The sequence below is a fragment of the Mesorhizobium sp. genome (genome assembly GCF_004963255.1).
Classification (GTDB): domain Bacteria; phylum Pseudomonadota; class Alphaproteobacteria; order Rhizobiales; family Rhizobiaceae; genus Mesorhizobium.
Genome location: NZ_SUGA01000012.1, coordinates 1 through 17,851, shown reverse-complemented (window position 1 = coordinate 17,851; position 17,851 = coordinate 1). Strand labels below are relative to the sequence as shown.

Sequence of the window (17,851 nt, the reverse complement as noted above, 5' to 3'; positions counted from 1 at the left end):
CTCAGCGACCGGCGCGCGCCAGCCCATGCGCCACCAGCCGGTCGATGACCTCCGGATAGCTGACACCGCTCGCCGCCATCGCCTTGGCGTACATGCTGATGTTGGTGAAGCCCGGAATGGTGTTGAGCTCGTTGATCAGGAAAGTCATATCCGGCATCAGGAAGAAGTCGACGCGGGCCATGCCGTCGCAGCCGAGCGCCCTGAACGCCTTTGCCGCCGTGTCGCGCATGGCTTCTTCGACCTGCGGCGGCAATTCCGCCGGCACGATCAGCGCCGCGCCGTTCTCGTCGATATATTTGGCGTTGTAGTTGTAGAAGCCGTGGCTCTCCGCGGGCACGATCTCGCCTGGACGCGAGACGAAGAGTCCGCCCGAGGGGCTCTCCAGCACGCTGAATTCGATCTCGCGGCCACGAACGAATTCCTCCGCCAGCAGCTTGCTGTCGTGCTGGAAGGCTTCTGTCAGCGCGCGGTCGAATTTTTGGCCGGCATTGACCTTGGCGACGCCGACCGACGAACCTTGCCGCGCCGGCTTGATGAACAGCGGCAGGCCGAGCTGCTCTTCCAGTTCGGCAAGCGAAGGCACCGCGCCCTCGTCGATCGTCACCGAGCGTGCGACGGGCAGTCCGGCCGCCTTCAGCAGCCGCTTGGCAATGTCCTTGTCGAGGGCCGTGGCGGAGCCGAGGATGCCGCAGCCGGCGAGCGGCACGCGCGCCACCTCGGCCAGTCCCTGCACCGCGCCGTCCTCGCCATGCAGGCCGTGCAGCACCGGAAACAGGATATCTATGGCGGGCAGATCGTGGGGTGCGCGGCCGGTAGGGATCGCGAGCATCCGCCCATGCCCGCCCGGCACCAGGCAGAGCTGCGTGCCAACCGACGGCGTCGCCAGCGTGCCATTCTCGAAGCTGCTCAGCGCCCATTGCCCTTCGCGCGTGACGAAGATCGGAACGGCATCGTATTTCGCCGGGTCCAGCGCGGCCATGACGTTGGCCGCCGAAAGCAGCGACACGTCATGCTCGGCTGAGCGTCCGCCGAACAGCACACCGATACGAAGTCTTTTTGCGGGCATCGACAACTCCACAAATGATCAAGGATTGGAGCTCGCATGCGAAACACCAGGCATCCCCTTCAACCGTAGTAAGCGGACGATTGGAGTGGGACTTTGACCGGTTGCAGCAGTTTTTCAGCAGAAGCGCGGCAGGACGCTCCGTCCTGAGAGGCGTCAACGCGAGGAGATCGAGCGGTTCGTCGTTTTCGTGAAACGACGAACCGCTGCAACGATATTCGTCAGCGCAGCGCCGCCGCGATGTTGCCGCCGTCGACGGTGGTCACATCGGCGGTGGTACGCTCGGCCAGCGCCTGGTGCAGGAAGGCCTGCGCCACGTCGTCGGCCGTCACTTCCTGCCCGAGCAGATTCCCGGACATGTATTCCTTCTCCGATACGCCGCGAGCGCCGGAACGGCTGGCGATCATCGCGTCGGTGAGAAGCCCGGAGCGGATGCGGTCGGCGTTGACCGCATTGGAGCGGATGCCATAGGCGCCGTAATCCAACGCATATTGCCTGGACAGGAACAATGTCGCCGCCTTGGGAATTCCGTAGGCGCCGAATTTCGGGCCGGGATTGATCGCCTGCTTCGAGGTGTTGAAGAGAAGAACTCCGCCTGTGCCCTGTTCCAGCATGATGCGCACCGCGTTCTGCGCCGCCGACTGATGCGCGAAGAAGTTGAGATCGAAGCTCTTGCGCAAAGTGGCGTCGTCGAGCTCGCCGATGCGGCCTTCCCAGGCCGCTCCCGCGTTCGAGACCAGGATGTCGACGCCGCCATAGACCGCGACCGCCTTGTCGAAGGCAGCGCGCATCTCGGCCGGCTTGGTGATGTCGGCGCCGACGCCGATCGAGTTGTTGCCGGCCGCCTTCGCCGCGTCCGCGGCCTTGGCCGGATCGAGGTCGACGATCACCGCATGCGCGCCATTGGCCGCGAACAGCTTTGCCGTCGCGGCGCCGATGGCGCCGGCGCCGCCGGTGACCAGCACGACCTGGCCGGTCAGCGGCTTCGGCTTGTTGGACGCAAGCTTGGCCTGCTCCAGCGACCAGTATTCGAGCGGAAAGAGATCGGCCTTGGAGAGCGGATGGAAATTGCCGATAGCTTCGGCGCCGCGCACCGCCTCGATCCACATCTCGCCGACATCGGAGGCGATCTTCGCGTCCTTCAGCGTGCGACCATGGCCGAACATGCCGAGACCCGGCACCAGCGTCAGGCGCGGCATCGGGTCGAGCATGGTGCGCTTGACGTCGTCGAGCGCGTCATTAGTCTCGAAATAGGCGGTGTAGTCCTTGACGAAGGCCTCGACATGGCTGCGCACCACGGCCTTGTAGTCGCCGAGCTTGTCCGCATCGGGCGCCGGCACGGCCATCGGCCCGGTCTTGATGCGAATCGACAGGTCGGGCGTCGACACGCCGCGGCCGGCATAGTCGGCGATCTTTGCCGAGTTGATGAAATCGACGATCGCGTCCGAGGTGCGGAAGTCGCTGATCATACGGTCGAAGCGGCCTTCGCCGCGCGGCACCGCGACGGCACCGCGCAGCGGCGGCGCGATGTCGCTCGGCTTGGCGAGCTTTGCCGGCAGCGCCGCCTTGGCGGCCTGCGGCTTGCCGTTCTTGGCGACATAGTCCTCGGCCATGGTCACGTAGTGGATCATGCGGTCATAGGCCTGCTTGGCATCGTCGCCGAAGGTGAAGATGCCGTGCTTGTCTAGGATCAGGCCTTCGACGCTCGGGTCGGCATCGAAGACTTCCGCGGCCGCCTTGGCGAGGTCGAAGCCTGGCTTGATGTAGGGCACGTAACCTAGTCTGTCGCCGAACACGGTCTTGATCAGCGGCTTGCTGTCTTCCTGGTCGACGATGGCGAGGATCGCGGTCGAATGCGTGTGGTCGACGAATTTGTGCGGCAGGAAGGCGTGCAGCAGCGTTTCGACCGACGGGTTGGGGGAGGACGGATCGATCAGGTTGGAGCGCTGCAGCGCCACCATGTCCTCGTCGGAAAGCTTGTCCAGCGCGCGCGCCTTGAGCAGCGCGCCCATCTTCACCGCCGGCAGGCCTTGCGGCTCGATGACGGCCATGTCCCAGCCGCTGCCCTTGACGCAGAGCACGTCCCATTCGTCGCCGAGCAGGTCGGTGGCCTTGGTCTTGCATGAGGTGTTGCCGCCGCCATGCAGCACCAGCCGCGGCTCTCCGCCGAGCAGGCGGGTCGTGTAGACGCGCAATGCAAGGTCGCCGCCGACGCCCTTCTTGGCGTAGTCGGCAACCATCTTCTCCGCGTCGGCGTCATTCCAAAGATTCTTCATGTCGTTGCGTCCCGATACTCGTCTTTTTGCTCATGAACAGAAAGCCGCGACGCCTTTGTGACAGAAGCGGCGAGGGTGGTTTTCTAAGAGGCCTTTTTGGTTGCCGCCTCGGCGTATTGGAGCAGGCGCTCGGCCATATGCGCGCCGATCACCAGATGCGTGCAGAGCCCGCCGGCGATGGCCGCGAGCAGCGGCTCGAACTTGGTGTCTTCCTGCACCACCATCAGCCGCTTCTCGATGGCGCGCAGCGAAGCCAGCGCGGCGGAGATGACGCGCCGGTTGTAGCTGCAGTCGAGCACCTCGCCCCTGGCGTCGATGATCTGCCCGGCGATGACGCCGGCCGCACCCTGGCTGCGCAGCGCCTCCATCTCGGCCGGTGACAGCGCGCCGCATTTCACCAGATGGCTGTCGGCGTCGACCGCGCCGACGGAATAGAGCGCCAGATCGCAGTCGGCGATGCCGGCGAGCTGGTCGCGGATCACCGGCTCGGCGCGCAGGCTCTTCGCCAGCTCTTCCGTCGACAGCACCAGCGGCGCATAGAAGTTCAGGCCCTTGGCGTTGAGCCGTCGCGCGATCTCCATCGTGCACTGGTCGGGCCGATAGGAATAGGGCGCGCCGAGATTGCCGCAGAGCTGCACCACGGTGACGTCCTGCAGGTCGGCGAAGGACATGATGTCGGCTATGGTGTAAACGGTGCGGCCCCAGGCCACGCCGATGCGGTCGCCCTTCTTCACCAGCTCGAGAAAGACGCTGGCCGCCAGCACCGCGATGTCAGTCGAGGGATCGGCGAGATAGGCATTTTCGGGCGCGATCCAGACGGCGTCGAGCCCGAAGGCGTCTTCAACCTTGCGCGCCATGACATCGTCGGTGAAGAGCTGCGTCGAGGTCGAGATGTTGACGATGCCGGTCTCGCGCGCCTTGCGCAGATACATGGCGACCGAAGCCCGCGAAATGTTGAGCTGGCTCGCCACTTCGTCCTGGCGAAGGCCATGCGCATAGTAAAGCCAGGCGGCCTTGTGGATGAGCTGTTCTGCCGGTCTGATCGCCATGCCGCCTCCCTGGCTGACATTAGTCACGGCTCTCGACAAAAGTCAAACCTGAGTGAGCGGAGGCGTTTACCTGTCGGCACGGCTCAGCGTGGATCGCCGTTCTGTCAAGCGACCGGATCATAGCATTTTCAGCTATTCGGAGGGATAGCGTGACAGCGGGCCTGAGGTTAGAAGGTTCGAAAAGAACTTTGGGGAGAACGGGATGGCCAATCCCTACGAACAGGATCTCGACAGGAACGCCGCCAATTACCAGCCGCTGACGCCGCTCACTTACCTTGAACGCACGGCCAAGACCTATCCCGACCATGTCGCTATCATCCATGGCAGCCAGCGCATCACCTATCGCGAGTTCTGGCGCCGCTCGCTGAAGCTTGCCTCGGCGCTTGCGCGGCACGGCATCGGCAAGGGAGACACGGTGACAGTGATGCTCTCCAACACGCCGCCGATGCTGGAAGCGCATTTCGGCGTGCCGATGGTGAAGGCGGTGCTCCATTCCCTGAACACCCGCCTCGACGCCGCCATCATCGCCTTCCAGCTCGATCATGCCGACACGAAGGTGCTGATCGTCGACCGCGAATTCTCGGGCGTGGTCAAGGAGGCCCTGGCGTTGGCCAAGGCCAAGCCATTGATCATCGACTATGATGATCCCGATTACGCCGCCGACCCTCCCTACCCGAAGGGCGAGCGGATCGGCGTGCTCGATTATGAGGACTTCGTCGCCGCGGGCGACGAGGCGTTCGCATGGTCGATGCCGGACGACGAATGGGACGCCATCTCGCTCAACTACACGTCCGGCACCACCGGCAACCCGAAGGGCGTCGTTTATCATCATCGTGGCGCCGCCCTGATGGCCTACACCAATACCATCCATGCCGCCATGGCCAGGCACGCTGTCTATCTCTGGACACTGCCGATGTTCCACTGCAACGGCTGGTGCTTTCCCTGGACGCTAGCCGTCCAGGCCGGCACCCATGTCTGCCTGCGCTGGGTGCGGGCAAAGCCGATATACGACGCGATCGCCGATCACGGCGTCACCCATCTGTGCGGCGCGCCGATCGTCATGTCGGTGCTGATCAATGCGAAGGACGAGGACAAGCGCCAGTTCCCGCAGACCGTCACCTTCAACACCGCCGCCGCGCCGCCGCCGGAAGCGGTGCTTGCCGGCATGGCCGATGCCGGCTTCGCCGTCACCCATCTCTACGGCCTGACCGAGACCTACGGCCCGGCCGTCGTCAACGAATGGCACAATGAATGGGACGCGCTGGAGAAAGGACCGAGGACGGCGAAGAAGGCGCGCCAGGGCGTGCGCTACGCCGCGCTGGAAGGGCTGACGATCATGGACCCCGAGACGATGGCCGAGACACCGGCCGACGGCGAGACCATTGGCGAGGTCATGTTCCGCGGCAACATCGTCATGAAGGGCTATCTGAAGAACCGCAAGGCCACCGACGAGGCCTTCGCCGGCGGCTGGTTCCATTCCGGTGACCTGGGCGTCATGCACCCCGACGGCTACATCCAGCTCAAGGACCGCTCCAAGGACATCATCATTTCGGGCGGCGAGAACATCTCCTCCATCGAGGTCGAGGACGCGCTCTACAAGCATCCGTCGGTCGCCTCCTGCGGTGTGGTAGCCCGCGCCGATGAGAAATGGGGCGAGGTGCCGGTCGCCTATGTCGAGCTGAAGCCCGGCAAGGCCGCGACCGAAGCCGAGATCATCGAGCATTGCCGAGGGTTGCTGGCGCGTTTCAAGGTGCCGAAGGCTGTGGTGTTCGCGGAGATTCCGAAGACGTCCACGGGGAAGATCCAGAAGTTCCGGCTGCGGGAAATGGCGAAGGGGGCGTAGTACGGCGAGGCGAAGAAAGCCACGTCGGCGGGACAGAGGGGGGCGCGAAGGATCGCTACGCTAGAGGTTAGCATCCTCGTCGCCACCCGCCGGCCCTCGCAACTGTCACCATCTGTCACCAATTATACGCGTACGCCGATTCCGCGTTGACTCCTCGCTGCTTTCGTTTTACGACTGACGAAAATTGAAATTCGTCACTTATCAAACGAAAGCGCCATGTCCGAAGCCGCCAACATCGTGGCAGACCCCGCCCGACAGGAGAATGTGACCCGCATTCTCGACTGCGCCGAGCGCCTGTTCCGTCACTATGGCTACGGCAAGACCAACGTCGCCGACATCGCCCGCGAGCTCGGTATGTCGCCGGCCAACATCTATCGTTTCTTTGCCTCCAAGGTCGAAATCCACCAGGCCGTCTGCGGCCGTATGCTCGGCGCCAGCTACAAGATGGCCTACGAGATCATGCATCTGCCGGTCAGCGCGGAGGAACGGCTGCGCCGCTACATCCACGCCCAGTACAAGATGACGCTGGAGGTCATGCTCGACCAGGAGAAGGTGCATGAGATGGTCATCGTCGCGCTGGAGCGCGACTGGGGCGTCATCGACAAGCATGTCAACAGCATCCACGACCTCTTCGCCGAAGTGATCCGCGAGGGCATCGAGGCCGGCGAGTTCAGGGACCAGGATCCCGAAACGGCCTCGCGCTGCTTCGGCGCCGCCACCGTCATTCTCTGCCACCCGCAGATGGTGGCGCAGTGCCTCGCCAAGACCAATCGGGCGATGCCCGACGAACTTATCGACTACGCCATCAGAGCCTTGAAATAGAATCTGTCCGCCGCATGCGGTCGACAAATCATTTCCAGTTCGGGAGTGCTAAGGTGTCCTTGTCCAGTTCCATCCTCCGCAGGCTGCCGGCCGCCGGCCTCCCAACCGCCGCCGTCGTCGCAGCAGTGCTTGGTCTTGCCGGCTGCAGCCAGGAGAAGGCAGAGGTCGTCCAGGAGGTCGTCCGACCGGTGAAGGTGGTCGAGATCGGCGAGGCGCAGAACACCCGTCAGCTCGACTATTCCGGTTCGGTGCGCGCCCGTACCGAGATGAATCTCGGCTTCCGCATCGCCGGCAAGGTGACCGAGCGCCTGGTCGACATCGGCCAGCACGTGAATGAGGGCGACGTCCTCGCCCGCATCGATCCGGCCGATTACGAATTGTCGGTGAAGAGCGCCGCGGCCAGCCTCGACGCGGCCGAGCGCCAGGTCGAGACCGTTGACCTCGCTAGGAAGCGCGCCGAGCAGCTCTATGCCAAGAATTTCGCGCCCAAGTCGCAGCTCGACCAGGCGCGGCTGACCTACGACCAGGCCGTGGCGACCCGCGATGCCGCCCGTTCGACGCTGGCCCAGGCGCAGAACCAGGTTCAATACGCCGATCTGAAAGCCAGCAAGAACGGCATCGTCACCGCCATCTCCGCCGATGTCGGCCAGGTGGTCGCCGCCGGCACGCCGGTTATGACCGTCGCGGTCGACGGCGAGAAGGAAGTTTCGATCGCGGTGCCGGAGATGGATGTCGCCGGCTTCAAGCCTGGCAAGGAGGTCAAGGCGAGCTTCTGGTCCGACGACGGGCTCACCCTTGACGGTAAGGTCCGCGAAGTCGCCGGCAGCGCCGATCCGCAGTCGCGCACCTTCGCGGTTCGGGTGTCGCTGCCCAACGATCCGCGCGTGCTGCTCGGCATGACCGCCAATGTCCAGGCGACCGTCGGCAGCAAGGCTGAGCTCGTCTCGATCCCGCTGACCGCGATGACCGAAAAGGACGGCAAGCAGATCGTCTGGACGGTGGATCGCGCCTCCGACACGGTGCATCCGCGCCCGATCAAGGTCGCCAACTTCACAGCCGACGGCGTCACCGTGGCCGACGGCCTGAAACAGGGCGATGTCGTGGTCGCGGCAGGCACCCAGTTCATGACCGAAAACCTGAAGGTCAAGCTTTCCGGCGACGCCCAGCAATCCGCCTCGGCGGCGGAGGATGTCCCAACCACCGGCAGCCTGCACTAACCAGGCGTAACAGACGCCTTTCCCGCTCTCGCTGCATCAAGCCGCGAGCCGGGGAGGGGCATGGGTTCCGGGCGGCGAACGCCCGATCGCGGGATGCCGGCATGTTGGCTCCCCCCCGCGGCAGTGCCGCGTCCAGCGCGATTTGCGAGTCTCTCTCCGCTTGAGGGTCTCGCCGCCCGGAAACCCGACCGAGAATTCACGGGCAATGCCAGCAGTGCATTGCCGGCCAATTGGACTGGACTTGCGCCATGACCACCACGACCGACAGCAGCACTGAAAAGCGCCCCTTCAACCTCTCGCGCTGGGCGATCGGACATCCGAGCATCGCCCGCTTCCTGTTCGGGCTGATCATCCTGGCCGGCGCGCTCGGCCTGATGCGCATGGGCCAGAAGGAGGATCCTGACTTCACCTTCCGCGTCATGGTGGTGCAGGCGATCTGGCCGGGCGCCTCGATCCAGGACATGGAAGACCAGGTCGTCAACAAGATCGAGCGCAAGCTGCAGGAAACGCCGCATCTCGATTTCGTGCGCTCCTACACCCGCGCCGGCAGCGCCATCATCACGCTGCAGGTGAAAGGCGACACCAATGCCGAGGAGGTGAAGGACGCCTTCTACCAGGTGCGCAAGAAGGTCGGCGATATTTCCAACGAATTGCCGCAAGGCCTGCTCGGTCCCTACTTCAATGACGAGTTCGGCGACACCTTCATCACGCTGCATTCGATCAGCGGCGACGGCTTCACCTATCCGGAGCTGAAGAAGTTCGCCATCCAGGCACGTGACATGCTGCTGACAACGCCCGGTGTGGAAAAGGCCGTCATCATCGGCGACCAGCCGGAGAAGATCTATATCGACGTCTCGTCCAAGGCGCTGGCCGAGCGCGGCCTGACCATCCTCGACTTGCAGAACGCCGTGAAGGGGCAGAACGCGGTCGATCCCGCGGGCTCGGTCGACACCGGCCTGCGCTCGGTGCGCATCTCGGTCGAAGGCGATGTCACCAAGGCCGCGGATATCCGCGAGCTCAGGCTGCGCTCCGGCAATCAGGTGACGCGTCTCGGCGACATCGCCACCGTCTCTTCCGGCCTCGAGGATCCCTACGAGCGCAAATACCGCTTCAACGGTCATGAGAGCGTCCAGGTCGGCGTTGTCATGGCCAAGGGTTTCAACGTCAGGGACGTCGGCAAGGATGTGGAAGTGACCTACCAGCGCTTCGAGGCTGGGCTGCCCTACGGCGTTTCGGTCGATCAGATCTCGGATCAGCCGGAGGTGGTCAAGGACGCGGTGAGCGAATTCATGGAAGCGCTCGGCGAAGCGCTGCTCATCGTGCTCGCCGTCTCGCTGCTGTCGATCGGCTGGCGCTCCGGCCTGGTGATCGCCATCGCCATCCCGCTGGTCTTGGCCGCCACCTTCGCCATCATGTACGAGATCGGCATCGACCTGCAGCGCATCTCGCTCGGCGCGCTGATCATCGCGCTCGGCCTGCTTGTCGACGACGCCATGATCGTCGTCGAGATGATGGAGCGAAAGCTGGAGGAGGGGCTGGTCAAGATCGAGGCGGCGAGCTTCGCCTATACATCTACCGCCTTCCCGATGCTCACCGGCACGCTGATCACCACGGCGGGCTTTATCCCCGTCGGCTTCGCGGCATCCACCGCCGGCGAATACGTCCGCACGCTGTTCTATGTCGTCGGCATCGCGCTCGTCGTGTCGTGGTTCGTGGCGGTCTATTTCACGCCGTGGCTGGGCTACATGATCCTCAAGCAGCGCAAGCATGCCGGGACCCACCACGATGTCTTCGACACCGGCTTCTACCGCCGCCTGCGCGCGACGGTCACCTGGGCGGTGCGCCACCGCATCATCGTTCTGGTCATGACGCTTGTCACCTTCGCCACCAGCCTCTGGGCCTTCCAGTTCATTCCGCAGAACTTCTTCCCGCAGTCGTCGCGCCCGGAAATCCTGGTCGATCTCTGGTTGCCGGAAGGCACCTCGATCAAGGAAGTGGAGAACCAGGCCAAGGCGTTGGAAGCCAGGATGATGGACGATCCCGACAAGCGCTTCATTGCCACCTATATCGGCGAGGGTGCCCCGCGCTTCTTCCTGCCGCTGGACCAGCAGCTCAGGAATCCCAACTTCGCCCAGCTCCTGGTGATGGCCAAGGACGAGCCGGCGCGCGAGCGGCTGATCGTCAAGATGCGCGGCATCCTGGCCAAGGACTTCCCGTCGATCCGCGGCAAGGTCGACCGCCTCTTCCTCGGTCCGCCGACCGGCTGGCCGGTGCAGATGCGCATCATGGGTCCGGACCGCAAGGAGGTGCGCCGCATCGCCGACGAGGTCAAGGCGAAGTTCCAGGCCAACCCGCTGCTCGGCGCCATCCATGACGATTGGCTGGAGCCGGTGCCGGCGATGAAGCTGGTGATCGACCAGGATCGGGCTCGCGCCCTTGGCGTCACCTCGCAGCGCATCCGCCAGATGCTGCAGGCCACCATGTCCGGCGCGCAGCTCGACGACTTCCGCGACGGCGAGGAGACGGTGTCGATCGTAGCCCGCGAGCCGGAAGCGAGCCGCCATCTCCTCTCCTCGGTCGACTCCGTCTACATCCCGACCGACTTCGGCGGCTCGGTGCCGCTCTCGCAGGTGGCAAAGGTCGTGCCCGTCATGGAGCAGGGCATCGAATGGCGGCGCAACCGGCTGCCCACGATCAGCGTGCGCGCCACGCTGCCCGACGGCGTGCAGTCGAACGATGTGGTCACCAAGATGTACAACGACATGAAGGACCTGCGCGCCGGCCTGGCGCCTGGCTACAAGATCGAGATCCAGGGCGGCGCAGAAGACTCGGCCGAAAGCCAGGCCTCGATCGCCGCCAAGGCGCCGATCATGCTCGCCATCATCGTCGTGCTTCTGATGGTTCAGCTGCAGCATTTCGGCAAGGCGATGCTGGTGCTGGCCACCGGTCCGCTCGGCATCATCGGCGCCGCCGCCGCGCTGCTGATCAGCGGCGCGCCCTTCGGCTTCGTAGCCATCCTCGGTGTCATCGCGCTGCTCGGCATCATCATGCGCAACTCGATCATCCTGGTCGACCAGATCGATCAGGATATCGCGGCAGGCATGGACCGATCGGAGGCGATCGTGGGTGCAGCCGTGCGCCGCTTCCGGCCGATCATGCTGACCGCGCTCACCGCCGTGCTGGCGCTGATCCCGATCTCGCGCGCCGTCTTCTGGGGGCCGCTCGCCTACGCCATGATGGGCGGCATCCTGGTCGCCACCGTGCTCACCATCCTGGTGCTGCCGGCCGGCTACGCCCTGTTCTTCGGCCGCGCGCCGAAGAAGGCCAAGACCGACGAGCAGGCGCCGGCGCCGGAGAAGATCGAAGGCATCGAACGGCCGCAGCTGGCACTGGCCGCGGAATAGAGCATGACCCCGAGAAGTGCGTAGCGGTTTTTGCTGCGCTGACCTTCGGTTCGGAAGAGATGACGCTCAACGACAAGGTGGCAACCTGGGATCATCCGCCATCGGCGAAAGCCGGTGGCGGATGATCCGCATCAAAGGCCAGCCGGGCGAAAATGCTCAGCGGCAAGGCTTCCGCGAAACAGAATTCCTTTTCAGCGGCGCGATGCGGGCCGATCCTGCGCTAATATCGGAGCGGCAACGCTCGTCATCGCTGGATCATTCCCCATGTCAGAAAAACGGCAATTGCGGCTCGGCGCCTTCATGCGCCCCGTCAGTCTTCACACCGGCGCCTGGCGTTATCCGGGCGCTTATCCCGACGCCAACTTCAACTTCGCGCATCTGAAGCGTTTCGCGCAGACGCTGGAGGCGGCGAAGTTCGACGCCTTCTTCATGGCCGATCATCTGGCTGTGCTCAACATGCCTATCGAGGCGCTGCGGCGCAGCCACACGGTGACCTCTTTCGAGCCGTTCACGCTGCTGTCGGCGCTTGCCGCCGTCACCGATCATATCGGCCTGGTGGCGACCGCATCGACCACTTTCGACGCGCCCTATCACATCGCGCGGCGCTTCGCCTCGCTCGACCATATCAGCGGCGGCCGCGCCGGCTGGAACATCGTCACCACCTCCAACCCGGACGCGGCGCTCAATTTCGGCCTCGACGAGCATGTCGAGCACGACGAGCGCTACCATAGGGCGCGTGAGTTCTACGACGTCGTCACCGGGCTATGGGACAGTTTTGCCGACGACGCCTTTATCCGCGACGCCGAAAGCGGGCTCTACTTCGATCCATCGAAACTCCATGTGCTGGACCACAAGGGCGAGCACCTGTCTGTGCGCGGCCCACTCAACATTGCCAGGCCGGTGCAGGGCTGGCCGGTCATCGTCCAGGCCGGCGCGTCTGACGTCGGGCGCCAGCTGGCTGCCGAGACGGCGGAGGTGATCTTCGCTGCGCCGCCCGACCTGGCATCCGGCCAGCGCTTCCTTGCCGATGTGAAGGGCCGAGCGGAAAAGCTCGGCCGCTCACGCGACGACATCAAGATCCTGCCCGGCGCCTTCGTCATCGTCGGCGACAGTGTCGAGGAGGCGCGGGCCAAGCGCGCGAAGCTGGACAGCCTCGTCTATTACGAGAGCGGGATCGCCTCGCTGTCGATCTCGCTCGGCCACGACGCGTCCGGTTTCGATCCGGACGGACCGTTGCCGGACATTCCGGAGACCAATGCCTCGAAGAGCAGCCGCGAACGCGTCATTGAACTGGCGCGCAAGGAAAATCTCACCGTTCGCCAGCTAGCGCAGCGGCTCGGCGGCTATTCCGGCCTCGCTTTCGTCGGCACCGCCAAGTCCATTGCCGACGAAATGGAGGAATGGCTGCTCACCGACGGTTCGGACGGCTTCAATGTCATGTTTCCTTACCTGCCCGCCGGGCTCGACGACTTCGCCGAGAAGGTGGTGCCCGAGCTGCAGCGGCGCGGGATCTTCAGGCGCGAATATGAAGGATCGACGCTGCGCGAGAATCTCGGCCTGAAGCGGCCGCCGAACCGGTTCTTCGAAAGCGAGGCGGTCCGTAAGGCAGGTTGACACTGGGATCCAGACAATCGGCAAAAAGCAAACGGGCGCGCCGAGGCGCGCCCGTTTCGTTCGGGTTGCCACGTCAGATGACGAACACCCAGTTGGCGATCAGCATCACGATTACGCCGGCGGCGAGCGTCAGATAGGGCAGCATGCCCGCCTTCTTGACCGAGAGGTCGGCCCCCGCCATGCCGAGATCGGCCATCATATGGTCGGGGAATTTGCCGCCATCCTGGATGTAATGTCGGAAGCAGAACACCGGGATGATCAAGGCAGCAGTGATCAGGCCGGCCCACAGCGCCATCGGGTTCCACACCTTGGCGCCGGCGCCCATGAACACCGCGTTGACATAGGCGAAGATGGCGCCGATGCCGAGCAGCCAGGTCGGCGCCCGCCACGGCCGCGTGATGTGGCCGTTGTCGATGCGGTGGATCCAGCCGGCATTGAGGTTGAGGAAGTTGAAGATGATGTAGCCGCAGTTCGACACGGCGAGGATGAAGAAGAAGCTCGTCGCGTCGGCCGAGGCGATCGCCAGAACGGCCAGGTTGAAGCAGAGATCGGTCCACATCGCCCGCGTCGGCGCGCCATGCTCGTTGACGTGGCTGAGATAGCGCGGCAGCCAGCCGTCGACCGAGCCCTGGTAGAGCGTGCGCGAGGAGCCGGCCATCGCCGTCATGATGCAGAGCACCAGGGCCAGGATCATCAGCATGACCAGCAGGCTGTGGATGATCTTGCCGCCGCCGACCATGCCGGCCAACGCGTCGGCGACACCCGAGCCGTCGACGATCGGCGTCGCCAGCATGCCGTTCAGGCCCAGAACGCCCTGGAAGGTGAAGGGCACCAGGATGAACAACAGCATGCAGAGCAGGCCGGAATAGAAGATCGCCTTGAACGTGTCGGTGCCGGGGTTCTTGAACTCCGACGTGTAGCAGACCGCGGTCTCGAAGCCGTAGGTCGACCATGCGGCAATGAACATGCCGCCCAGCACCAAGGTCCAGCCGGCGATGTTCCACGAACCGGGGTCGGGCGCATAGGCCGCCGCCAGCGGCACCAGCGGCGAGAAGTTGGCGTAGTCGATCTGACCGGTGATGATCGGCACCACGCCGACGATCAGCATCGGGATGATGACCAGCAGGCCGATATATTTCTGCACATTGGCCGTGCCGAGGATGCCGCGATGCTGGATGGCGAAGATGACCAGCATCAGCACCGCGCCGATGAAGAAGGTGGCGTTGAGCGTGAAGGAGACCGGGCCGAGCGTATGGCCCCACAGCGTCCAGGTGCGGATCGCCGGCGTCGCCGCGGACGTCACCGCGGCGATGGCGTCGGCAGGGGCCGTCCCCGCATGCGCGGCGATATAGGCGACGACCTCCGGTGAGGTCTCGGAGAAGACCGGGATCGGCGCCAGCGCATTGAGGATATAGGCGGCGGCGATGGAGCAGCCGAGCGACAGAACCGGCGACCAGGCGAACCAGTTGCACCACACCGACAGCGGCGCGATGAATTTCGAATAGCGCAGCCAGGCGGTGGCGCCGTAGATCGAGGCGCCGCCCGACTTGTTCGGGAACAGGCCGGCAATCTCCGCATAGGTGAAAGATTGCAGGAAACCCATGATCATGGACACCGTCCAGATCAGGAAGGCCAGGGTTCCAGTCGTGCCGGCAATGCCGCCGATCGAGAACAGGACCAGCGCCGGAACGCCGCTTGCGACCCAGAAGGCGCCACGCCAGTCGATATGCCTGAGCAGCTTGCTTTCGGCAGGCTGCTCCAGGGCCGTGCTTATCGTGCTCATGTCTTGTGTCTTCCCCTTTTTTCTGTTCCCCGCCGGCGACGCTTCGGCTTTTGCGAAGCTTGCTCCCCGGCCACTATGGCCCGACCGTCGTGTTTCCACTCAGTCGTATTTTTTTCTTAAGAGTGAAGATTGATCCGACGCGCTTTCGCGTCAAGCGTTTTGTGGATGTCATGCACATGACGCTTGCGAAACGTGCTCTCTTCCCCTTCTCCCACACAGTGAGAAGGGGAAGATCGCCGCTATCAGGATCTCGGCCTGGTCTTCTGCGGATCGTAATGGGCGAAAGCCACGACGCGGGCCGGCAGCCGCTTGGCGTGGCCGTCGAGCTTACCGATCTCGACCTCCGTGCCGATCTCGGCGTGGGTGACGTCGAGCCTTGCCAGCGCGATGTTTTTGCCCAGCACCGGCGAGCGCATGCCGGAGGTGACGACGCCGATCTGGGCGCGCCCGACATGGACGCAGTCGCCATGGCCGACCGGAATGTTGGCGTCGATGTCGAGGCCGAGCAGTTTCGTCTGCGGATGCTCCTTGCGCCGGATCAGCGCGTCGCGGCCGATGAAGTCGTCGGCCTTGGTCTTCAGCGGCACGGTGAAACCGATGCCGGCCTCGAACGGATCGGTCTGATCGGAAAACTCGTAGCCGGCGAAGATCAGCCCGGCCTCGATGCGCACCATGTCGAGCGCCTGCAGGCCCATCGGTTTCAGCCCGTGCGGCTGGCCGGCTTCCCAGATCGCGTCGAAAACCTTTTCCGCGTCGCGCGGATGGCACCAGATTTCATAGCCGAGCTCGCCCGTATAGCCGGTGCGCGAGACGACGACGGGCACGCCGTTGCCGCCGCCGATGCGTGCGACCGCGAAGCGGAACCATTCGAGCTCGCCGATCGAGGGCTGCACCGGCGAGGTCCAGACGACCTCCTTCAAGATGTCGCGGCTCTTCGGGCCCTGCACGGCGATGTTGTGCATCTGGTCGGTGGAGGAGCGCACCAGCACGTTGAGGCCGAGCTTCTTGGCCGTCTCGCGCAACCATTCGCCTGAGAAATCGTCGCCGCCGACCCAGCGGAAATTGTCCTTGCCGAGTCTCAGCAGCGTGCCGTCGTCGATCATGCCGCCATGCTCGTAGCACATCGCCGTATAGACGACCTGGCCGACGCCGAGCTTCTTGACGTCGCGGGTGAGCGTGTATTGCAGCAGAGCCTCGGCGTCCGGTCCCGTGACCTCGAACTTGCGCAGCGGCGACAGGTCCATGATCACGGCTGCCTGCCGGCAGGCCCAGTATTCGGCGATGGGACCTTCCTTGGCGAAGGAATTGGCCAGCCAATAGCCCCTGTATTCGACGAAATCGCGCGTGTGCTTGGCAAAGCTCGAATGAAAGGCGGTCTCGCGGGTCATTTTCGGTTCCGAGTCGGGCTTCATGCGTCTGGCGATCGCTCGCGAGAATTTGTGCTGGCCGGAATAGGTCCGCACATGGATGTCGGTGAGGTCCCAGCCATTGGCGGGCGTGGTGTCGTCCGGGCAGGCCGAGGACACGCAGACGATGTCGGTCAGCGCGCGCAGCAAAACATAGTCGCCCGGCCGCGACCAGGGTTCGTCCGACACCATCACGCCATGCGCGTCGATCGCCGTGTTGAAGAAGAAGTTGATCGCCATCCAGCCGGCGCGGGGCGTGACACCCTTGTCGGCAAGCGCCTTGTTGAAGTTCTCCGAGCAGTTGGTGTGGCCCGGATAGCCGATGTCGTCGTAATATTTGGCGGCGCAGGCGAGCGCGAAGGCGTCGTGCCGCCCGCATGTGTCCTGCACCACCTCGACCAGCGGCTCCATGTCCCGGTCGTAATATTTCGAATGCAGGCCGGGCATCGGATAGGCCGAGCCCATCAGCGTGCGCGTCGTCGTCACGTCGAGCGGCAGGTCGTGCCCCTTGTCCAGTTTGCGCGCCGAAAAGCACTGGAAATCGGTGCACTGCCGGCCGTCGACGTCGATGATCTGCAGATAGTCGCCGGCCCTGACAAAATAGGATTCGGCGGTCGCCGAATGCACCCTGAGATCGAGCACCGGATCGGCGAGCGGATCGGCAAGCTGTCCTCTTGTCTTCAGCCGGATCGTGGCGCGGCGCACCAGCACGGTGAGCGGCGTCGCCGTGTTGTGGCCGTCGACCAGCATAGGCCCGCCGGGCGCCGCGATCAGCAGCGCGCCGTCGCGCTGCACGGAAAAACTCTGCTCGGTGCCGGCCGGCGTGGCGCCGCCGAACACGCGCACAGTTTTCGGTTGGTCGAGCTCCACCTTGCGGCGCTCGAGGCTGAGGCGAACCGCCGAGAGACTGTCGTCCCCTTCGGCAAGGAGCGCCTTGATGCCGGCCGCATTGCTGTTCGACCTCTCACCGAAAATGCCGGGATCGGTGATCCCCGTTTTATCCCAGGCCAGCAATTCGCAGGGCTGCCCGCCCTCGACATTGGCCACACTGACGCTGTCGCCCGCCTCGACGTCGATGAGCACCGCGCCATTGCCCTGCACGGTGTAGCGCTCCAGCCCGGGGGGCAAGCGGATCTCGCCGGGCCTCAGGATCAGGCTGGGCTTGGGCGGCCCGGACAGGACGGCGGGGTAGGGCGATTGGCTCATCTGAAACCCTCCTCCGAGCGAGAAACAAGTTTGCCTGTGTGTAAAATTATTTTCGCCGAGAGAATAGCAGGGTGAGGGCTTTTGGCAAGGCGGGACTTCCCTTCTCCCCTTGTGAGGGTTTTGCACGGGAGCCGATATTTAGCGCACGAGGCAGATGGGCGTTTTTTG

Annotated in this window: 10 protein-coding genes; 5 read left to right on the top strand and 5 right to left on the bottom strand. The window is 64.3% G+C overall.

Going from position 1 to position 17,851, the window contains the following annotated elements:
* Position 1: 1 nt before the first annotated feature.
* From E5X34_RS15165 to E5X34_RS15155, 3 genes are all read right to left on the bottom strand, one after another.
* The gene (locus E5X34_RS15165; protein ID WP_292566026.1) at positions 2-1,066 is read right to left on the bottom strand and encodes a D-alanine--D-alanine ligase family protein; all 1,065 of its coding nucleotides are present in this window, start codon (positions 1,064-1,066) and stop codon (positions 2-4) included.
* Positions 1,067-1,284: 218 nt separating this feature from the next.
* Positions 1,285-3,339: a bifunctional aldolase/short-chain dehydrogenase gene (locus tag E5X34_RS15160; RefSeq protein ID WP_292566022.1), complete on the bottom strand. Its 2,055-nt coding sequence runs from the start codon at positions 3,337-3,339 to the stop codon at positions 1,285-1,287.
* Positions 3,340-3,422: 83 nt separating this feature from the next.
* The gene (locus tag E5X34_RS15155) at positions 3,423-4,388 is read right to left on the bottom strand and encodes a sugar-binding transcriptional regulator (protein WP_292566019.1); all 966 of its coding nucleotides are present in this window, start codon (positions 4,386-4,388) and stop codon (positions 3,423-3,425) included.
* Between the two features lie 202 nt (positions 4,389-4,590).
* Between E5X34_RS15155 and E5X34_RS15150 the strand changes: the two genes are divergently transcribed.
* The 5 genes from E5X34_RS15150 to E5X34_RS15130 all read left to right on the top strand — a co-directional run bounded on the left by E5X34_RS15150 (position 4,591) and on the right by E5X34_RS15130 (position 13,288).
* Positions 4,591-6,231 (top strand): acyl-CoA synthetase, encoded by a 1,641-nt coding sequence (locus E5X34_RS15150; RefSeq protein WP_292566016.1) that lies wholly within the window; start codon positions 4,591-4,593, stop codon positions 6,229-6,231.
* A 216-nt stretch (positions 6,232-6,447) separates the two neighbouring features.
* The gene (locus tag E5X34_RS15145; protein ID WP_292566013.1) at positions 6,448-7,053 is read left to right on the top strand and encodes a TetR family transcriptional regulator; all 606 of its coding nucleotides are present in this window, start codon (positions 6,448-6,450) and stop codon (positions 7,051-7,053) included.
* 14 nt (positions 7,054-7,067) lie between these two features.
* Positions 7,068-8,270: an efflux RND transporter periplasmic adaptor subunit gene (locus tag E5X34_RS15140; RefSeq protein WP_292566009.1), complete on the top strand. Its 1,203-nt coding sequence runs from the start codon at positions 7,068-7,070 to the stop codon at positions 8,268-8,270.
* A gap of 248 nt (positions 8,271-8,518) precedes the next feature.
* The gene (locus E5X34_RS15135) at positions 8,519-11,674 is read left to right on the top strand and encodes an efflux RND transporter permease subunit (RefSeq protein ID WP_292566005.1); all 3,156 of its coding nucleotides are present in this window, start codon (positions 8,519-8,521) and stop codon (positions 11,672-11,674) included.
* Positions 11,675-11,938: 264 nt separating this feature from the next.
* Positions 11,939-13,288 carry an LLM class flavin-dependent oxidoreductase gene (locus tag E5X34_RS15130; RefSeq protein ID WP_292566002.1) on the top strand — a complete coding sequence of 450 codons (1,350 nt, stop codon included), beginning with the start codon at positions 11,939-11,941 and terminating at the stop codon, positions 13,286-13,288.
* Positions 13,289-13,361: 73 nt separating this feature from the next.
* Here E5X34_RS15130 and E5X34_RS15125 read toward each other — a convergent pair whose 3' ends face one another.
* Both E5X34_RS15125 and E5X34_RS15120 read right to left on the bottom strand, forming a co-directional pair.
* Positions 13,362-15,071: an APC family permease gene (locus E5X34_RS15125; RefSeq protein WP_292566000.1), complete on the bottom strand. Its 1,710-nt coding sequence runs from the start codon at positions 15,069-15,071 to the stop codon at positions 13,362-13,364.
* Between the two features lie 242 nt (positions 15,072-15,313).
* Positions 15,314-17,683 carry an aminomethyltransferase family protein gene (locus E5X34_RS15120; protein WP_292565997.1) on the bottom strand — a complete coding sequence of 790 codons (2,370 nt, stop codon included), beginning with the start codon at positions 17,681-17,683 and terminating at the stop codon, positions 15,314-15,316.
* Positions 17,684-17,851: the final 168 nt, after the last annotated feature.